Here is a 16,246-nt window from a genome sequence, read left to right on the forward strand (position 1 = left end):
ACCAACCGAACACAACCCAACGTGCGGCGCAAGAGTTGTTCTTGTTCCGGCGTTGGGTAAAAGCGGTATTGGTAGGCGCGTTGAGTCATGCCTCACATTCTATCACATTCCCTGTAAAAACTGTAAACGGTAACCGGAGGCTCGGCTTTCCTCCCGTCGCTAAAAGCGAGGGTCGGAAAGCCGCTTGCGAAAGATGAAACCGTTACATAGGGCTGCTGAATAAGTCTGGTGGTGGGGAGAGGCAATAGGGAATAGGCAACACCTCGGCTTACCTCGGCTTATTTCGGCTTCGCTCAGTAACACGCTCGGTAACACGCTCGGTGTGTCATGGGCAATGGTTTCAACTAGGGGCTTGGTTGCCAAGCCCCTACTTAATGGCACGCTTGTTAAGGCTGGTGGGTTTCGACTTCGCTCAACCCACCCTACGGTATATTAAGGTTTCGGTGATCCCAAAATGCACGCTTTTCAGTGCCATTGACCCTAAGCTTTTTTACGCCGTAGCACCGAACTGACACCGAACATGCCAATGGCGACGAGTCCTGCAACTGTACCGGGTTCCGGTACTGAAGTAGAAGTATAAGAAAACCCTTCAATTTTTAAGCCAACTCGCGAACGAGCATTCTCTAGGTTAGGATTCGGAGAACCCTCTAGCCAACTCATATTGGCAATACCTGAAAGCGATGTAATTGAGGTATCACTGCCAAAATAGTTCTTCGTGATATCGGTGTTCCCCTCACCTACAGGTGCAGTAGCCAAACTAGACACTGGATCAACCTCGATTCCATTCACCTCGTTGACGCTCAGCAAAATTTCCGTACCGGGATCAACTTTCCCTGAAGTCGTTGTCGCTCGTGTCCAGAGGTAAAACCCATCTAACGACTTCGCGGGTGGATTATCTTGGTAGAACGCAATGGTTTGCCCACCTAGGGTAAAGGAAACGGTATTCCCATCCCAATTTAAAAGCCATGGCACCTCTTGACCATTCTGCCAATTCCAGTTTAATTGCTCAACCGTTTTATGGATATCATCTTCTTTGGTAGAAAACTCCCAGTCAGCATTGCCTTTGGCTCCTGCTCTCCCTTCCACCGTCCAGTTCAAGTTAGTCCAGCCTTCGGGGACAGCATCACCCTCCCCTACAAATGTTAAATCAATCGCCGCAGCAGGTTGAGATAACAGACCAAAACTCAGGACAGAGGCTCCAGCCGCTAACGTTGTGGCGACTAGCTTGTTGTGTATCATGTTCATCACGATCTCCAAAATAGACGAGACAATATTTTTTGTTATAGTGACCAGTTTAATTCTTTAAGCCGATAAAAATATCAGGTATAGACTATATTTCCATATAACCTGCCTAATTTGATGGCTGAATCCCTCCCATTGAGGATAATTCCTGGGAAAATTGAGAGGGGGTGGGGTTGGGTTTGGGATTTAGTCGAAACTCCAGTACTCTATATAGGCGTTGAATCAGGAGTGTGTTACCCATGGAATTGGTTAAAGTACAAATGATGTTCGAGAACGCCCCGCGAACATCCCATAAAGACTATTCACCGGAGTTGGAAGACTTAAACGGGGAACGGGTGGAATTATCTCGTCTACCTTGCTGCGGCGAGTTGATTTCGTTTGCTGAAGGGATGCTGCACGATGTTGGACCCTGTTTCACTGTGATTGAGGTTGTCCATTTCGCGTCCCCAAAGGAAAATGGTTTGGTCGGTCAAATCATGCTACGCAAGTGTTTTCCTCGCTAGAGTCTCGTTTGTTCAGATCCCCACATTAGGATAGATGATAATTCTCAATATCGGACGATAATCTCAAAACGCAAACCTTTGGCAGTGAACCATTATGCAATTTGTGTCCGATCCTCCTATTGCCGAAAAAATCCAGCAGATGAAACAACGAGTTCGCTGGCAAGATCCGTTAATCGTTGAACGGGATATCGATCAAACTCGGCTGGTATTAGACGATGACAAACCCGATCATCCAGAGTTCTCCTTTTTAGTCGTCGGTGATACAGGCTTTGGGTCTCACAAACAACATGATCCGCAACGCAAAATTGTGGAAATGATGCTAAATCACCGCGATGACTGCCGCTTTGTATTGCATACCGGTGACGTGGTATATCAGGTAGGTTCGAGTGAATATTATCCCCAAAACTTTATCAAACCCTACCGCGAGTTTCTCGTCGATGGCGACTCTCACCATAAAATTGCTTATGACCAAATGGTGTTTAATCTTCCCTTCCTCACCATCCCTGGAAATCACGATTACTACGATTTGCCCTTAGTCTATGGCTTTATGGCACAGGTAACTTGGCCCCTACGCCACCTGTTGAAGACTAAACTGGATTTGAATGTCGGTTGGCACGGATCGCATAAGGGCAAAGCTTATACTAAAGCATTCTTAGACTATCTGAAGCCATTGAAGCAATGGGGACAGTTAGAAAATCATTTAGATCACCACTATACCGCGAAGACGGATACAGGACGTTGCTTGCGCTATCAACCCGGAGAATTTACCCGCTTACCTAACCGTTATTATACGTTTCGTAGTGGTGGGATTGACTTTTTTGCCCTCGATTCCAATACCTTTAATGCCCCCGCACCGATTCCCGACACCCCAGAAGGGAAAGCCTTTCGCCATCTTTTAGAACAGCGACGGGATGAATTAGAAGCCGAAAAGCAGCAACTTATGGAAACCTCAAATACTTTGGATGCGGATAACCCGGAAGAGGCGGAACAGCTTGATGATTTGAATGTGAAATTAGAGCAAATTGATGAACTAAGCCTGGATATTAATAAGCAGTTAGCATCAAATGAAGAAAACACGATTGACTTTGAACAATTAGACTGGCTGCGACAACGGCTAATCCAGTCTTGGCATACCGACGAGGTAAGAGGACGAGTGATTTATCTACATCATCCCCCTTATGTGACTGAAGCCACGAAATGGCAACAGGCACAAACCTCGGCAGTTCGTCGCCGCCTGCGCCAAGTTTTGGATGCTGTGGCGACGGAGGTGGGGGATTTAGCCCAGGGGCGTCCTTTGGTGGATTTGGTGTTAACGGGTCATGCCCATTGTTTAGAATATCTAGAAACCGTTGATACTGGACATGCCGATTCTCATATTCCCTGGATTATCTGCGGTGGGAGTGGTCATAGTTTACGCCGTCAACGGAAAGAAGGGTCAGAGATAATGGAATCGGTTGGGTTTATTGATGGGAATCCCTCCCGTTTGGTGGCGCGATCGCACTTTTATGCGGGACGCCATGGTCATGGTTCTAAAAAGCAGCGACTCTATTCATTTTTACGAATTGATGTTCTGGAGGGGAATCCGCCGAAGTTCCGAATTCAACCGTTTATTGCTGAACGATGTCACCAAACGTGGAATAATTATTCTAAGGAAGCGTTTGTTATTTGAATTGTCATTTGTCATTTGTCATTTGTCATTTGTCATTGGTCATTTGTCATTGGTTAGGGAAGAGGGAAGAGGGAAGAGAAAATCAACACTGATGAAGCTATGACTAAAGAAACCGTTGATTTTGGTGAATATGTCGATCGCATGGCAGAATTGATTGACTTGCCGATTGACCCAGAATACCGTCCTGGTGTCGTTGATAACATTACTCGCATTGCCGCGATCGCACAATTGGTGAATGAGTTTCCGTTACCGGATAATATAGAAGCCGCACCAGTCTTTGAACCATGACTTTTAATTGGAGACAAGCCGACGCTGTGGGAATAGCTACGGCGGTTTATCAGGGTGAAATAACCGCCAGTGCGATCGCGCGGGATTGTTTGGCGCAGGTTGATGCCCGTAATCCTAGCTTAAATTGTTTTACCGCCGTTACCGCTGATACAGCAATAGCCGAGGCGGAACGGGTGGATCAGGCGATTAGCCGAGGGGAATTTCCGGGTGTGTTGGCGGGGGTTCCGTTTGCGGTGAAGAATTTATTTGATATCGCGGGATTAACCACCCTAGCCGGATCAAAAATTAATGCCGAAAATCCCCCAGCGAACCACGATGCTACCGCCGTTGCCCGACTTAAGCAAGCGGGGGCGGTGCTGGTGGGGGCGTTAAATATGGATGAATATGCTTATGGGTTTGTGACGGTAAATAGCCATTATGGGGCAACACCAAACCCAAATGATCCGACTCGCGTTTCTGGTGGATCATCGGGGGGTTCCGCCGCTTCAGTCGCCGCCGGATTAGTTCCCCTTACCTTGGGTTCCGATACTAATGGTTCAATCCGGGTTCCGGCTTCATTGTGCGGGGTTTTTGGCTTAAAACCCACTTACGGGCGTTTATCCAGGGCGGGGGCGATTTTATTTTCCAGTAGTCTAGACCATATTGGTCCTTTTGCCCGGTCAATCCGGGATATAGCTACCGCGTTTGATATTCTTCAGGGACATGACGAACGTGATCCAGTCTGTACGCAACGTCCTCCAGAACCTTGTTTACCGCAACTAGAACAGGGAATCGAGGGATTACGGATTGCGGTAGCGGGGGAGTATTTTGCTCAAGGTGCTACTCCAGAAGCGTTGGATGCTGTTGCTAAAGTTGCCCAGGCGCTGAATGTTACAGCTACGGTTAGGATACCGGAAGCACATCGGGCAAGAGCGGCGGCTTATATTATTACAGCGACAGAAGGCGCTAACTTACATTTTGCCAACTTGCGATCGCGCCCCCAAGATTTTGACAGAGCCACGCGCGATCGGTTTTTAGCCGGGGCTTTAATTCCCGCCTCGTGGTACATTCAGGCGCAACGGTTTCGCCAATGGTATCGCCAAAGGGTGCAGGAACTTTTTCGGACGGTAGATATTATTCTCGCACCAACGACGCCTTGTGTCGCCCCCCGCATCGATCAAGAAACAATGGTAATTGGGGGAGAAGAGATATTAGTGCGCCCGAATTTGGGACTGTTTACCCAACCGTTATCTTTTATTGGATTACCTGTTTTATCGGTTCCTGTCAAGTCGTCTAGTTCTCTACCCTTAGGTGTGCAAATTATTGCCGCTCCTGATCATGAAGCCATGATATTGCGCGTCGCTGCTGTATTGGAGGGGAAGGAATTATAATTGGCTACTGACAATCTCTCAGAAATGACTAAAAAAGAATTACGGCGGCGACTGCTGAAAGAGAGACAAGCCATGACAAAAGAAGACTGGCGAGAAAAGAGCGATCGCGTCTGTACCCAGCTTCAGTCTTCACCCCTATTCACTCAGGCAAAAACGATCCTGGCTTATTTTAGTTTTCGCCAAGAACCGGATCTGCATCCCCTGTTTACCGATACCCAACACTGTTGGGGATTCCCTCGATGTGTCGGCAAATCCCTGCTCTGGCATCGCTGGAAGTGTGGAGAAGCCCTGCAAACGGGGGCTTATGGCATTTTTGAACCCCATGCCAATTCCCCCACCTTAGAACCTGATGACGTGGATTTAATCTTAGTTCCGGCGGTGGCGTGCGATCGCCAAGGCTACCGTTTAGGCTATGGGGGCGGATTTTACGATCGCCTGTTGAGTTCGGCAGAATGGATATCTAAGCCTACCATAGGAATTATCTTTGATTTTGCGTTCTTGCCTCAACTCCCTATCGATGGGTGGGATCAACCGTTAAATGGGGTTTGTACGGAAACGGGGATAACGATTTTTGGTAGGGTGCGTTAGCAGCAAAGCGTAACGCACCGCCTTGAAGATTCAGTGTTGTCCCCCTACAGCAAAAAATGCGATGAGTAAAACGCCGGGAAAACAGATTTGGCAAAGGTTGTGGACGTATATTCTCTTGAGTGCGATCGCGTTGGTGATGCTGTTTCCTCTCTTCTGGTTAATTAGCACATCGTTGAAGTCTTCCACAGAGAATATCTTTGCATTTCCACCTCAACTATTTCCGAGTCAACCGACGATTGAGAACTATATCGAAGTCTGGCAAACCAATCCCTTTGGTCAATATATTTGGAATAGCTGTATTGTTGCCATTCTCACTGTTACCTTCAATCTTCTCTTTTGTTCCCTCGCGGCTTATCCCTTAGCCAGACTCAATTTTCGGGGACGCGATATCATTTTCGCGATTATTGTTTCCACGATTATGATTCCCTTCCAAATCGTGATGATTCCCCTCTACATTTTGATGGTGCAGCTTGGCTTACGGAATAGTTATTTAGGTATTATTTTCCCCAGTTTAGCCTCAGCCTTTGGCATTTTCTTATTACGCCAAGCCTTTCAAGGCGTTCCCAAAGAACTTGAAGAAGCGGCTAGGATGGATGGCTGTTCGGAGTTAGGATTGTGGTGGCATGTGATGATTCCAGCAGTTCGTCCGGCGTTAGTCACGTTGGCTATTTTTGTCTTTATTGGCTCATGGAGTGACTTTCTGTGGCCCCTAATCGTTCTGGATCGACCCGAATATTATACCTTACCATTAGGCGTGGCTAGGTTAGCCGGAACCTTTTCCCTGGATTGGCGTTTAATTGCCGCCGGTTCCGTTATTTCTATTGCTCCGGTTCTGCTATTTTTTATCCTCATGCAGCGGTATATCGTACCTAATGATAGTGGGAGTGGTGTTAAAGGGTAGATTCCAATACTTTTCGATTAAGAGAAGTTGAAAAAGCTGAAAAAACCTTCAATGATCAGGAAAAAATGACTCCGTAAATCTGTGACCAACTCATCGAGTTAATTCATGCATGAACTTGGGCGAGTAGACTAGAAATAACCCGTTTAACGTCTGAAGAAGACAATATTTTGCCTAGAGCATTTTCATATTCTGCTTCGCTTTTACACTTACACGCTCTATCTTCAGCAGCAGCAAAACTTGTCACCCATACAGGATAAAGATCAGGAAGTGGGTACTGTATCTGGAGAACTGAGTAAGTGTAGTTATTCAGTGAAGGGATTTTAATTCGCAGATAGGAAACAAAAAATTGAGTTTGTTGGCTATCTGGATCAACCAATACTTCTCTTCTGCCTGGATACTCTCTTCTGTCTGGATACTCAATTTGTGGACTTGATTTTACCTCACCAATAAGCAAGCTATTCGTTTTTTCAGTCAGGATAGAAGCTTGCTCTTTTAAGATGGTATAGGGAGTCCGTATCGTTTCAGCACTTGGCAAGTCACCCCATAGGTCTTTGGTCTTAGTCATTTTGATTTATCCTTTCGAGTTTTAGTGTAACAAGTATGGGTAAATGATCAGAAAACTTAGAATTGGGAATGCCCTTATTTGTAAGTAAATTTTTATCCCCAATTTTGGAAATCACTTTTAAATTATTCTCATCCGCTGAAAAATAATCCAGGAGTTCTGGTCGCAGAAGTACTTGATCAAATGTATTCCAGAAGTAAGTGACATAATCAGAACTACGATAGTAATATGTTCCAGGTGCGCCGACAGACGTATCACCCATTCGTCCCCACATTGGATTATAAAAAAATGGTTTGTTTTTCCCCTGTACTTTTCGACTACCCTTCCGGGCAATAGTTTGAGTCATTACAGCATGAAAAGCATCTGCACCAACAACACCAACTTCAAAGGGATTCATATTGAGATCGCCAATGACTAACGTTCTAGTATGTCCTACCTTTCTCTCAGCCTCTTGAATGAGCTGAGAAACTCTTATGGCTTGGAACGTTTGACCGTTCTCTGACCTATAAAGCTTGCTGGAAAGGTGGAGCGCCACTAAAAGTATATCAGATCCAATGGGTGGGGATATCCTCCTGATTGCGATACTACCTTCGTCAGATACCGATTCAATTGATTCAGCCGGATATCGAAAGAAGAATGATAAGCGGGAGGTAGAATTATAGAGTGCCAGATATTGATTATCTATTCCCTTATTCAAGGCTAGTTGCACTTCTGTATCTGGTATATCTGGTTTCTCCGCTACAATCAAAATGTCAACGTCATTTTCCTGGCAAAGACATACAAGTTCATCCAGCAAAGGCTTTTTTCTAATGTTCCAAAATAAAAATGTAGTCATACACAGTTATAAAATCTCAAGCCTAAACATTGGTGTTCTGAATTAGACAAAGTTATACCCCGCATTTATCACAAAGAGCGATCCCTAACCCCATACCCTTTCTGCCCTGGAGCCTTTTGCTATTGTATATAGAGGTGTTTTGGCGGAACGTCTCTACAATCTGTGCCAATCACCGATATGATCAGAACGTTACTCTCTGGATACGACCCTAACCATAGACCATAATGGATTTTGCTACTATTGCTGCCCAGCTTAACGCTGGGCTGATTCTGCCAGAGGGAATCGTCGTGATTACCCTGTTACTGGTTTTAGGCATTGATCTGATTGCGGGTAAACGTTCTGCTAATACCCTGCCTTACGTCGCCATTGGCGGACTACTGGTTTCCATAGTCGCCCTATACTATCGATGGGATGTTGCCCAACCTCTAGCTTTCTTTGGCGGGTTTAATGGCGATGCCATGAGTATCGCCTTTCGCGGTATCATCGCCCTATCGACGGCGGTAACCATTTTGCTGTCGATTCGCTATGTGCAGCAGTCTGGCACCTCGTTAGCTGAGTTTATTGCCATTTTACTCACCGCTACCTTGGGGGCGATGTGCCTCAGTGGTGCGAATGAACTGGTTACCATCTTTATTTCCCTAGAAACGCTGAGTATCTCGTCGTACCTATTGACGGGATACATGAAGCGTGATCCTCGTTCCAATGAAGCGGCGCTGAAATACCTGCTGATTGGGGCGTCGAGTTCTGGGGTGTTTCTGTATGGCGTGTCGTTGCTGTACGGCTTGTCTGGCGGCGAAACTAACTTAAACGCGATCGCGACAGGTATCGCTAGTTTAGAATCTACCCCATCCTTGGGTATTTTAATTGCTTTGGTGTTTGCGATCGCGGGAATTGCCTTTAAAATTTCTGCGGTTCCTTTCCACCAGTGGACTCCTGACGTATACGAAGGTTCTCCAACTCCCGTTGTCGCCTTCTTGTCTGTCGGTTCTAAAGCCGCCGGCTTCGCCCTCGCCATCCGCTTACTGGTAACCGCATTTCCCCTGGTTAGCGAACAATGGCACTTTGTCTTCACCGCCCTGGCTATCTTAAGTCTGGTATTAGGGAATGTAGTCGCCCTTACCCAAACCAGCATGAAACGCCTACTTGCCTATTCATCCATTGCCCAAGCTGGCTTTGTCATGATTGGTTTAATTGCGGGAACGGATGCAGGCTACGCCAGTATGATTTTCTATCTGCTGGTTTATTTATTCATGAACCTAGGTGGTTTTGCTTGTGTGATTCTGTTTACCCTGCGAACCGGTACGGATCAAATCAGCGAATATGCGGGATTGTATCAGAAAGATCCCCTGCTGACATTGGGACTCAGTATTTGTTTACTGTCGTTAGGCGGAATTCCACCTTTAGCGGGATTCTTCGGTAAAATTTACCTGTTTTGGGCAGGTTGGCAAGCCGGATTGTATGGCTTAGTTTTGCTCGGTCTAATCACCACGGTGGTTTCCATTTACTACTACATCCGTGTCATCAAAATGATGGTGGTTAAAGAACCCCAAGAAATGTCCGACGCGGTGAAAAATTATCCGGAAATCCGCTGGAATTTACCCGGAATGCGTCCTTTACAAGTGGGTTTAGTTCTTTCGGTGATTGTCACCTCTCTGGCGGGAATTTTATCTAATCCCCTATTTACTCTCGCCAATAATTCAGTGACGAATACGTCCATGTTGCACTCTTCGGTGATCCAAGCTCAATCTCACACCCAACCAATTGCATCCATTGATGCCAATTTATCGCGAGATTAATCAGATCCCCGACTTCTTGAAGAAGTCGGGGATCTCTCCGGCATAAGTTCCGGCGGAACGTCTCTACAACAGTTCGGAAAGTCCTAATCGATGTGTCTACTGCTATATTCAGCAGACCCTAGTGCAGCGGGCATAAAAATACTTGAGCAGCTTCGTAGATACGATGAAGCAGGGGGAGCAGAGGGAGCAGGGGAAGCGGGGGGAGATATTAGCTGTTCAGTTATTTCTGCCTTCTTGCACTAGATAAACTGATAGGAGAAGAATACCATGTCAAAAACGCGATATAAAACAGACTACTATCAATGGATTCAAGAAACGATTAACCAATTACGAGAACGTAATTTTAATCAGGTTGATTGGAATAATTTGATAGAAGAATTAGAAAGTATGGGTAAAAGTGAGAGACGAGCTTTATTAAGTCTTTTAACCCGTTTATTAGAACATCTGCTTAAATTATCGTATTGGGAAGCCGAGAAAGAGTATTCTAGAAATCTTATGGCTGCTGAAATTGTCAATTTTCGCGCTCAAATCCAACAGCGTTTAGAAGACAGTCCCAGCTTAAAACCGGAACTAGACGCGATGTATGCTAAAGCATATCCTGTGGCGATTAAGTCGGTTTCTAAGCTGTTTTCGCTGCCCAAGGATGCTCACATTTCTCTAGAACAAGCCCTAGATGAAGATTGGTTTGTTGTTGATGAAGCTGGAGAATCTTGAAGAATATAGCAACCGCCATAGCGGTTAGGACACATCATTTGGTAGAGATGTTCCGCTGTTGTTCCAGACGCGCCATGGCGCGTCTGGAACATTAGAAATTGTAATTTACACTAAAATAAAAGCCATCATCCTGAGCATTTTCCCCGCGATCATCTAAATCAACCAAGGGCAAGCCATAATCCAGCCGCAGGTTTAAATTGGGTAAGGGTTCCCACAATATCCCTAAACCCAAGCCAGCAATAAATGTCTGGTCTAGTAATTCATTCGGATTCGTCCCTCGATTCCAAACATAACCGACATCGAAAAACGGCGCTAAGACAAAGGTCGCAATACCCGATTCATCCCGTTCTAAGGTAATCCGATCTTCTACAGAAATGCGAAATCCATTGTCTCCCGCCCGGACATTTTGTCGATATCCTCGTACCGATTGACCGCCACCAATAACAAATTGTTGGGCGGGTAATAAACTATCAAAGGCTAACTGGAGATCCGCTTGAATAATTAAAAAGTTATCCGGATTGATAATTTGTACCCGCTGGATTTGAGCCAACAAACTAACAAACTGACCATCGGGAAAATCCTCATCAACATCCGAGTTTTCTGTCGCATCAAATAAACCTGTGCCAAAACTAAATAGGGAACGGAATGCCCACGCCCCAGAGGTTTGACGTAAGGTGTATTCTTGCCCAAACTTAAACACACTGGTGCGACTGACCCCATCTTCATCAGGTCCAAACCCAAACGGTGTTGGTCCAGCAAAGGTAAACGTTTGACCATCCTGATGAGTAAACCCTAAGGATAAAGCCAATTCTCGACGCGGTGTGCGAATTAAGGGTTGGCGATAGTTGATTTCATAAAGCTCGGATTCTCCTTGGATATCGAGTTCCTGCAAATCTTCTTGAATGACTTCATTTTCATTAAACGATGCTCGCAGTTGCACCGTACCATTCATCGCATTGATTGGCGCACGATAATTAAAATCCCAGGTATAGGCACCACCAGCCGTTGTTCGGTTATATTGTGCCGCAATTTCATCCCCAATCCCGGTTAGATTGAGATAACGGGCATTCGTCGTGAAACGTTCAGCCCCCACACTGGGAGGGGAATAGTTATCAATACCGACACTTCCTTCAAAGGGATCGGCTTCCGATATCCGCACCACGAGAATACTTTGTCCTAATCCAGTACCCGCCCTCAAAGAGGCTTCCACATTTTCAAATAACGGATTCACTCGTAACAAGCGCAATTGATCTTCTAACGCACCTGTATTCAGGGGTGTATCCGCTCCCAATCGAATACGCGATCGCACGTAACTCGGGTTCAGCCGTCGTGTCCCTTCCACCTGGATGGCTTCCAGACTCCCTTCAATCACCCGAATTTCCACCACATCGGTATCCAGGGTTTCTTCGACCAAAACCGCCCTAGAGGTAATGTAGCCTTGTTCCAGATACAGTTGAGAAATCGTATCCGCTACACTTCTGAGTTCTTCCAGAGTGACAGTATTGCCTTCAATGGGTTCAATAATCGGGTTAAATTCAGCCTCGCCAAAAATCGTACTCCCGGTGACATTAATCTCTTGGACTTGAATCTGCCTCTCTTCCGGCGAGGTGTCATCATTCTGTTTGGTGTTCGCCGCAATCAAACGAATGTCATGGCTACTGGCAACGATTGGCGACTGATTCTGGTTCGGGGAGGATAAAGGTTGCTCAACGACGTTAATCCTGGAAGTGGAGTTAGGTTCCTCTACTTTAATGGATGAGTGTTGTGGGCGTTGCCGAGGGTTAACCGTTTCCGGTGGAGTTGCTGGCAATTGTTCCACCTTCCCGATTACAGACTGAACTGGGGAACCCAGCAGACTCCCGGCTTGCCGATTTTCCGGTTGGAGACGGGCAGGGTGAATCTGAGACGGTGCTAAACTTGCCGCCTGTCGATTTTCCGCTGTTAAGCGAGTGGGATGAATTTGAGTTACCCGAACAGGGCGGTCATCTGTGGTTGATTCAGAATGACGTGAAGAGTGACTCTCTAAGTTACTCGTATCCAGAACCTGTATCCTTGCTTTCTCTCCATCCCCAGGTTTTGACTCTACCTCTGGGGAATTGGCATTGAGAGAATTATCCAAAAGACTAGATACTTGATGGTTGTCCCGATTACTGGGGACAGGTTTAATCACCAGTCTTTGGGGATGGCTATGGTAAGTTACATCTACCATTCCACCCTGAAAATCAGCCAACTGGTGACGGAATGGAGAAATATTAACCGTTGGAAAGACGGTGGGATCAGGCTGGGTAGGATTGAGGATATCTCCGGGTACAACAATGGGATCAAAGAGAATCGCCCGTAGTCTATCTAGCCTATTTATATGATTTAAAACAATACTTGAGCGTTCTAAACGGGGAAACCTGTGTACACCGGAATCATGAAGCGTTGCGATCGGCAAACGGGTAGGTTTGGGCGGTTGCGGTTTGACCGCTTGGGGTTTGAGATTCGTGGGCTTTTGGGATGTTGATGTAGACGGTGTTGGTTTAACCTTCAACGACTGAGGCTTAGTCACCGCAGACGGAGTCGGTTTCAGGCGTGAAGCGGGAGACGACTTGACCGATTTACCCTTCACCCTGCCCATCTCGGACGTTTCTCGACTCAGGATTTGACCATCCATCACCCCCTTTGAGGTTGGGTCAGTCAACTTCGACGGTGTTTCACCAAAAGCAATGGTTGCCATACCAATTCCCGTCAGAACTGAAAGCAAACCCACAAAAACATTAAGCTGTAAATACCACTTCATCAAGGTAAAAACTCGACTGTAAACGAGCAAGTACTGCGTGAACCATCAACCTATTGTTGGGAGTATCCCCTAACCCCTTACCGTTATCTCAATAATATGTCCTTTGGGCAAACGACTTGATCGGGAATCTTACCCAGATCTGATGTCGGGGAACAATCAATCTGTGTCCCCAGTTGAGACTGATAGGGTAGACAACTATTCTGAATGCTAATTCTTGCTAGACCCATGGGGAACGCCTTAACTGCCCAAAATAGTTTACCTTACACAAACTACCATGCTCTTAAGCCAAATGTCGGCAATTAGTTTCAGTTATTAACGTTTAATCGCATCTGACGAATGTTCCGGTAAAGTGGTTCGTTCACCATAGTTCAATAGCCGTTCAATTGTTGCCAGCCGATTATCCCACACCTGAACTTGATAAGGGTGGCGCATCCCTTGCTGCTGCATCCATTGGGGGAATTGAGATCGGAACGTGGCGAGGGCGGCTTGGGCGGTTTGAATAAGCTGCGGTGAGGGTTCCCTAGCCAGTTGCTTGAGCGCCTGATTTAGCTTTTCTGTTTGAGCCACCCATTCAGTAAAGGCGTCTTGATGAATGGCGAGTTGCTCATTCGTGACCAAAAAGTTCCATTCCCGTTGCAGCGCCACAAATCGATCCATGGCGACTTGGAATGGCTTACGGTAAGGAATTGGCTCGGTTGAGGTAGACTCCGGTTGACCTTGAGTCTGTTGGAAAATACGATGTAAATTCTCGTTAAGATTCTCCACCGCAAACACAGCATACCCGTTGGCAGGTAAATCCCGCAGCAGTTGGATTTGGTCAACTGCCACAACATCGGGTAAATTCAACAACCGAATCCCTGGAATCAGCAACGCTTGGTTGAGTGTCGATTCGGTGAGTAACGGTTGGGTGAGACTGTGCAACCCTTCGGTATCCAAGGCATAAGTCATCGGTACAACCAGATCAATATATCCCTGCTTTGCCCATTCTTCCCAGTTTTGCTGCAACCGTTGCTGACGTTCCGCCGGGGGGAGGGGAAATACAGCAGCCGATAGAATCAAATCAGGACGTTGCGACAACAGACGCGCTGATACTGATGCGACAAAGCTGTCTACTTGGCGGATACGAAACTCTGTCCATTGCTGCCATAATGTGCGATCGCGAGGATACACCTCAATCGGATCAACCCCGGTTCGTTCCTTAAATTGCTGACGCGCCGCCACCCCATACCCATACGTCTGATTCACTCGCGGATCTTGAAACGGATAGCGAATATAATCCAGTTGAATCCCATCCACGTCATAGCGGGTAGCAATTTCCTCCAGCAGCGCCATTAAATACTCCCGCACCTCTGGATTCGCCGGATCAAAAAATGCCTTTCTCGTATTCGGCGCAAACAAGCGTCCTTGCTTATCAAAAATCGCCCAATCTGGATGCGCCGCTAAAACCGGACCCGGATAATCCAACGGCTGATTCAACAGCGCATTGTGACGCTGATTCGCCGCCGCAAAAATCCACACCCAAGCGTGTAACTCCATCCCCCGTTCATGCGCCAACTCCACGGCGGCTTCTAGAGGGTCCCAGCCGCGCACCAGAGGGTTTTGTTCGGGAGCCACCTGACTCGGATAAATTGGATAACTGGCGTTAACAGTTTCAAAGAAAACCGTATTAAATCCCGCCTTTGCCAGGTTATCGAAGAGTTTAACTAAGTCCTGTTTACGCTTTGCCTTGACAATTGTCCCCCGATCCAACCAAATTGCCCGAATTTCAGGTTGGGCAAGTTGACGTTCCATCGGATAATTATCCCAGAGTAGCCGTCGGGCATTAATCCACTGTTGTCGCGCTGCCGTATAGTCCTGTTGCTCAACCGCACCCAGAAAATTTTCTAAGCCGATTCTCGCTTGCGCCAACGCCGAAACCGTGGTTCGATTTGGATGGGAATGCCGTTGATTTCCATGTTCCGATTCCTTGGCACTCATCCCCGCTAAGGACTCAACACTCTCCTGAGTGAGCAAACCAACCTCACTATTATGAGCATTAGCCCTTAATAATGTACTTTCCACCCGACCAATTAAGTTTTCCAACTCCCGACTCATCGCCGTCACTTCATTGGCGGTAAGGGTTCCCCAATTGTTCGCTGGAGTTTGGGCGGGAAGCACCAAGCGATCGCCTTCGCTGGGAACAGGAGTCGGATTAGTTGCGCTGCGGGTATCTTGGCGTTTTTGCTCCGGTTTGATTGCGGGTACAGAAGTCGCCGCACAATTGGGTGGGGATGAAGTCGCTATCTTTCCAGGCGTCGGCGTAATATCATAATGACTCAGCGCGGCTTGCAGCCAAACCACATCCATCTGGGCGGCGTCTTCCCCATCCACTCCCCAGCGCCAGCCCAAAAAAATCGATTGATCCGTCGTCACCACAGCCGGGGGACTTTCCGACTGATTCCACACAGCCACCGTTTCAGCATCCAAGCTGGCGGGAATCACCACACCCCCTTGCACCTCTCCCACTAATCCCGCATTGGGTATCCAGCTTGGGGCAGAAATCGATAATCGTTCTAATCGAGACGGCTGACTCAAACCAAATCCCCAGTAGGCACCTAAGAGCGATCGCAAACGATTCCGCACCTCAGGTTGGGATGCAATACCCACAGAACCACTAACAATGACCCGTCCCCCTTGACGCATCCACTCTTGTAGAGTCGCCAGGTGTTCGGGTTCCAGGCGTTCAATATTCGGTAAAAATAGGAGTTGGGTATTTCCCAGATTAGAACGTTGAGCAACCTGGCTCAACTCAACCACGCAGTAATCCACACCCGTTGACTGCAAGCGATCGGTAATATCTGACCAATCAGCTTGATTATCCGGACTTTTTACCACCCCTAAGTTGACCGTTTGAGCTAACGCCCTGGGTAATCCTAGCAGGGTATTGATTGTTGTCGCGATCGCAATGCCAATCACCCATTTTTTCATAAGCTATCTTGGAAGGATTTGGAAACTTT

Annotated in this window: 15 protein-coding genes; 9 read left to right on the forward strand and 6 right to left on the reverse strand. The window is 46.9% G+C overall.

The features are described 5' to 3' along the window. Together RIC07_RS03345 and RIC07_RS03350 are read right to left on the reverse strand one after the other, a co-directional pair. Positions 1–89 (reverse strand): helix-turn-helix domain-containing protein (locus RIC07_RS03345; RefSeq protein ID WP_446393353.1); only part of this gene is annotated, 89 nt, incomplete at its 3' end. A gap of 391 nt (positions 90–480) precedes the next feature. Continuing rightward, positions 481–1,245, reverse strand: coding sequence for a PEP-CTERM sorting domain-containing protein (locus tag RIC07_RS03350; protein ID WP_446393269.1), 765 nt, complete (start codon positions 1,243–1,245; stop codon positions 481–483). 236 nt (positions 1,246–1,481) lie between these two features. Here RIC07_RS03350 and RIC07_RS03355 point away from each other — a divergent pair, with 236 nt between their 5' ends. From RIC07_RS03355 to RIC07_RS03380, 6 genes are all read left to right on the forward strand, one after another. After that, on the forward strand, positions 1,482–1,745 hold the full coding sequence (locus RIC07_RS03355) for a hypothetical protein (RefSeq protein ID WP_006101951.1): 264 nt from the start codon (positions 1,482–1,484) through the stop codon (positions 1,743–1,745). Positions 1,746–1,839: 94 nt separating this feature from the next. After that, positions 1,840–3,414, forward strand: coding sequence for a metallophosphoesterase (locus RIC07_RS03360; protein WP_446393270.1), 1,575 nt, complete (start codon positions 1,840–1,842; stop codon positions 3,412–3,414). 99 nt (positions 3,415–3,513) lie between these two features. Then, positions 3,514–3,702: a DUF4089 domain-containing protein gene (locus RIC07_RS03365; protein WP_446374925.1), complete on the forward strand. Its 189-nt coding sequence runs from the start codon at positions 3,514–3,516 to the stop codon at positions 3,700–3,702. Continuing rightward, positions 3,699–5,072, forward strand: a complete 1,374-nt coding sequence (locus RIC07_RS03370) for an AtzE family amidohydrolase (RefSeq protein ID WP_446393271.1) — start codon at positions 3,699–3,701, stop codon at positions 5,070–5,072. The genes RIC07_RS03365 and RIC07_RS03370 overlap by 4 nt, the downstream gene beginning before the upstream one ends. A gap of 24 nt (positions 5,073–5,096) precedes the next feature. Then, positions 5,097–5,660 carry a 5-formyltetrahydrofolate cyclo-ligase gene (locus tag RIC07_RS03375; RefSeq protein WP_446393354.1) on the forward strand — a complete coding sequence of 188 codons (564 nt, stop codon included), beginning with the start codon at positions 5,097–5,099 and terminating at the stop codon, positions 5,658–5,660. 61 nt (positions 5,661–5,721) lie between these two features. Beyond that, a complete protein-coding gene (locus RIC07_RS03380; protein WP_446393272.1) occupies positions 5,722–6,561 on the forward strand; it encodes a carbohydrate ABC transporter permease in 840 nt (279 codons plus the stop codon). Between the two features lie 103 nt (positions 6,562–6,664). Here the strand turns inward: RIC07_RS03380 and RIC07_RS03385 are convergent, their stop codons facing one another. Both RIC07_RS03385 and RIC07_RS03390 read right to left on the reverse strand, forming a co-directional pair. Then, positions 6,665–7,126, reverse strand: coding sequence for a hypothetical protein (locus tag RIC07_RS03385; protein WP_446393273.1), 462 nt, complete (start codon positions 7,124–7,126; stop codon positions 6,665–6,667). Next, a complete protein-coding gene (locus RIC07_RS03390) occupies positions 7,119–7,958 on the reverse strand; it encodes a hypothetical protein (protein WP_446393274.1) in 840 nt (279 codons plus the stop codon). The genes RIC07_RS03385 and RIC07_RS03390 overlap by 8 nt, the downstream gene beginning before the upstream one ends. Before the next feature lie 224 nt (positions 7,959–8,182). Between RIC07_RS03390 and RIC07_RS03395 the strand changes: the two genes are divergently transcribed. From RIC07_RS03395 to RIC07_RS03405, 3 genes are all read left to right on the forward strand, one after another. Continuing rightward, a complete protein-coding gene (locus tag RIC07_RS03395; protein WP_446393275.1) occupies positions 8,183–9,754 on the forward strand; it encodes an NAD(P)H-quinone oxidoreductase subunit N in 1,572 nt (523 codons plus the stop codon). Between the two features lie 90 nt (positions 9,755–9,844). Beyond that, positions 9,845–9,997 carry a hypothetical protein gene (locus RIC07_RS03400; protein ID WP_446393276.1) on the forward strand — a complete coding sequence of 51 codons (153 nt, stop codon included), beginning with the start codon at positions 9,845–9,847 and terminating at the stop codon, positions 9,995–9,997. A 24-nt stretch (positions 9,998–10,021) separates the two neighbouring features. Further along, entirely contained in the window at positions 10,022–10,468 is a 447-nt protein-coding gene (locus tag RIC07_RS03405) for a DUF29 domain-containing protein (protein ID WP_446393277.1), read from the forward strand. Positions 10,469–10,559: 91 nt separating this feature from the next. On the opposite strand, the gene RIC07_RS03410 is transcribed toward RIC07_RS03405, so the two are convergent. Further along, positions 10,560–13,250, reverse strand: a complete 2,691-nt coding sequence (locus RIC07_RS03410) for a ShlB/FhaC/HecB family hemolysin secretion/activation protein (RefSeq protein ID WP_446393278.1) — start codon at positions 13,248–13,250, stop codon at positions 10,560–10,562. A gap of 312 nt (positions 13,251–13,562) precedes the next feature. Further along, on the reverse strand, positions 13,563–16,217 hold the full coding sequence (locus tag RIC07_RS03415; protein ID WP_446393279.1) for a family 10 glycosylhydrolase: 2,655 nt from the start codon (positions 16,215–16,217) through the stop codon (positions 13,563–13,565). Positions 16,218–16,246 lie beyond the last annotated feature (29 nt).

It is taken from the genome of Coleofasciculus sp. E1-EBD-02 (assembly GCF_040218245.1).
Classification (GTDB): Bacteria; Cyanobacteriota; Cyanobacteriia; order Cyanobacteriales; family Coleofasciculaceae; genus Coleofasciculus.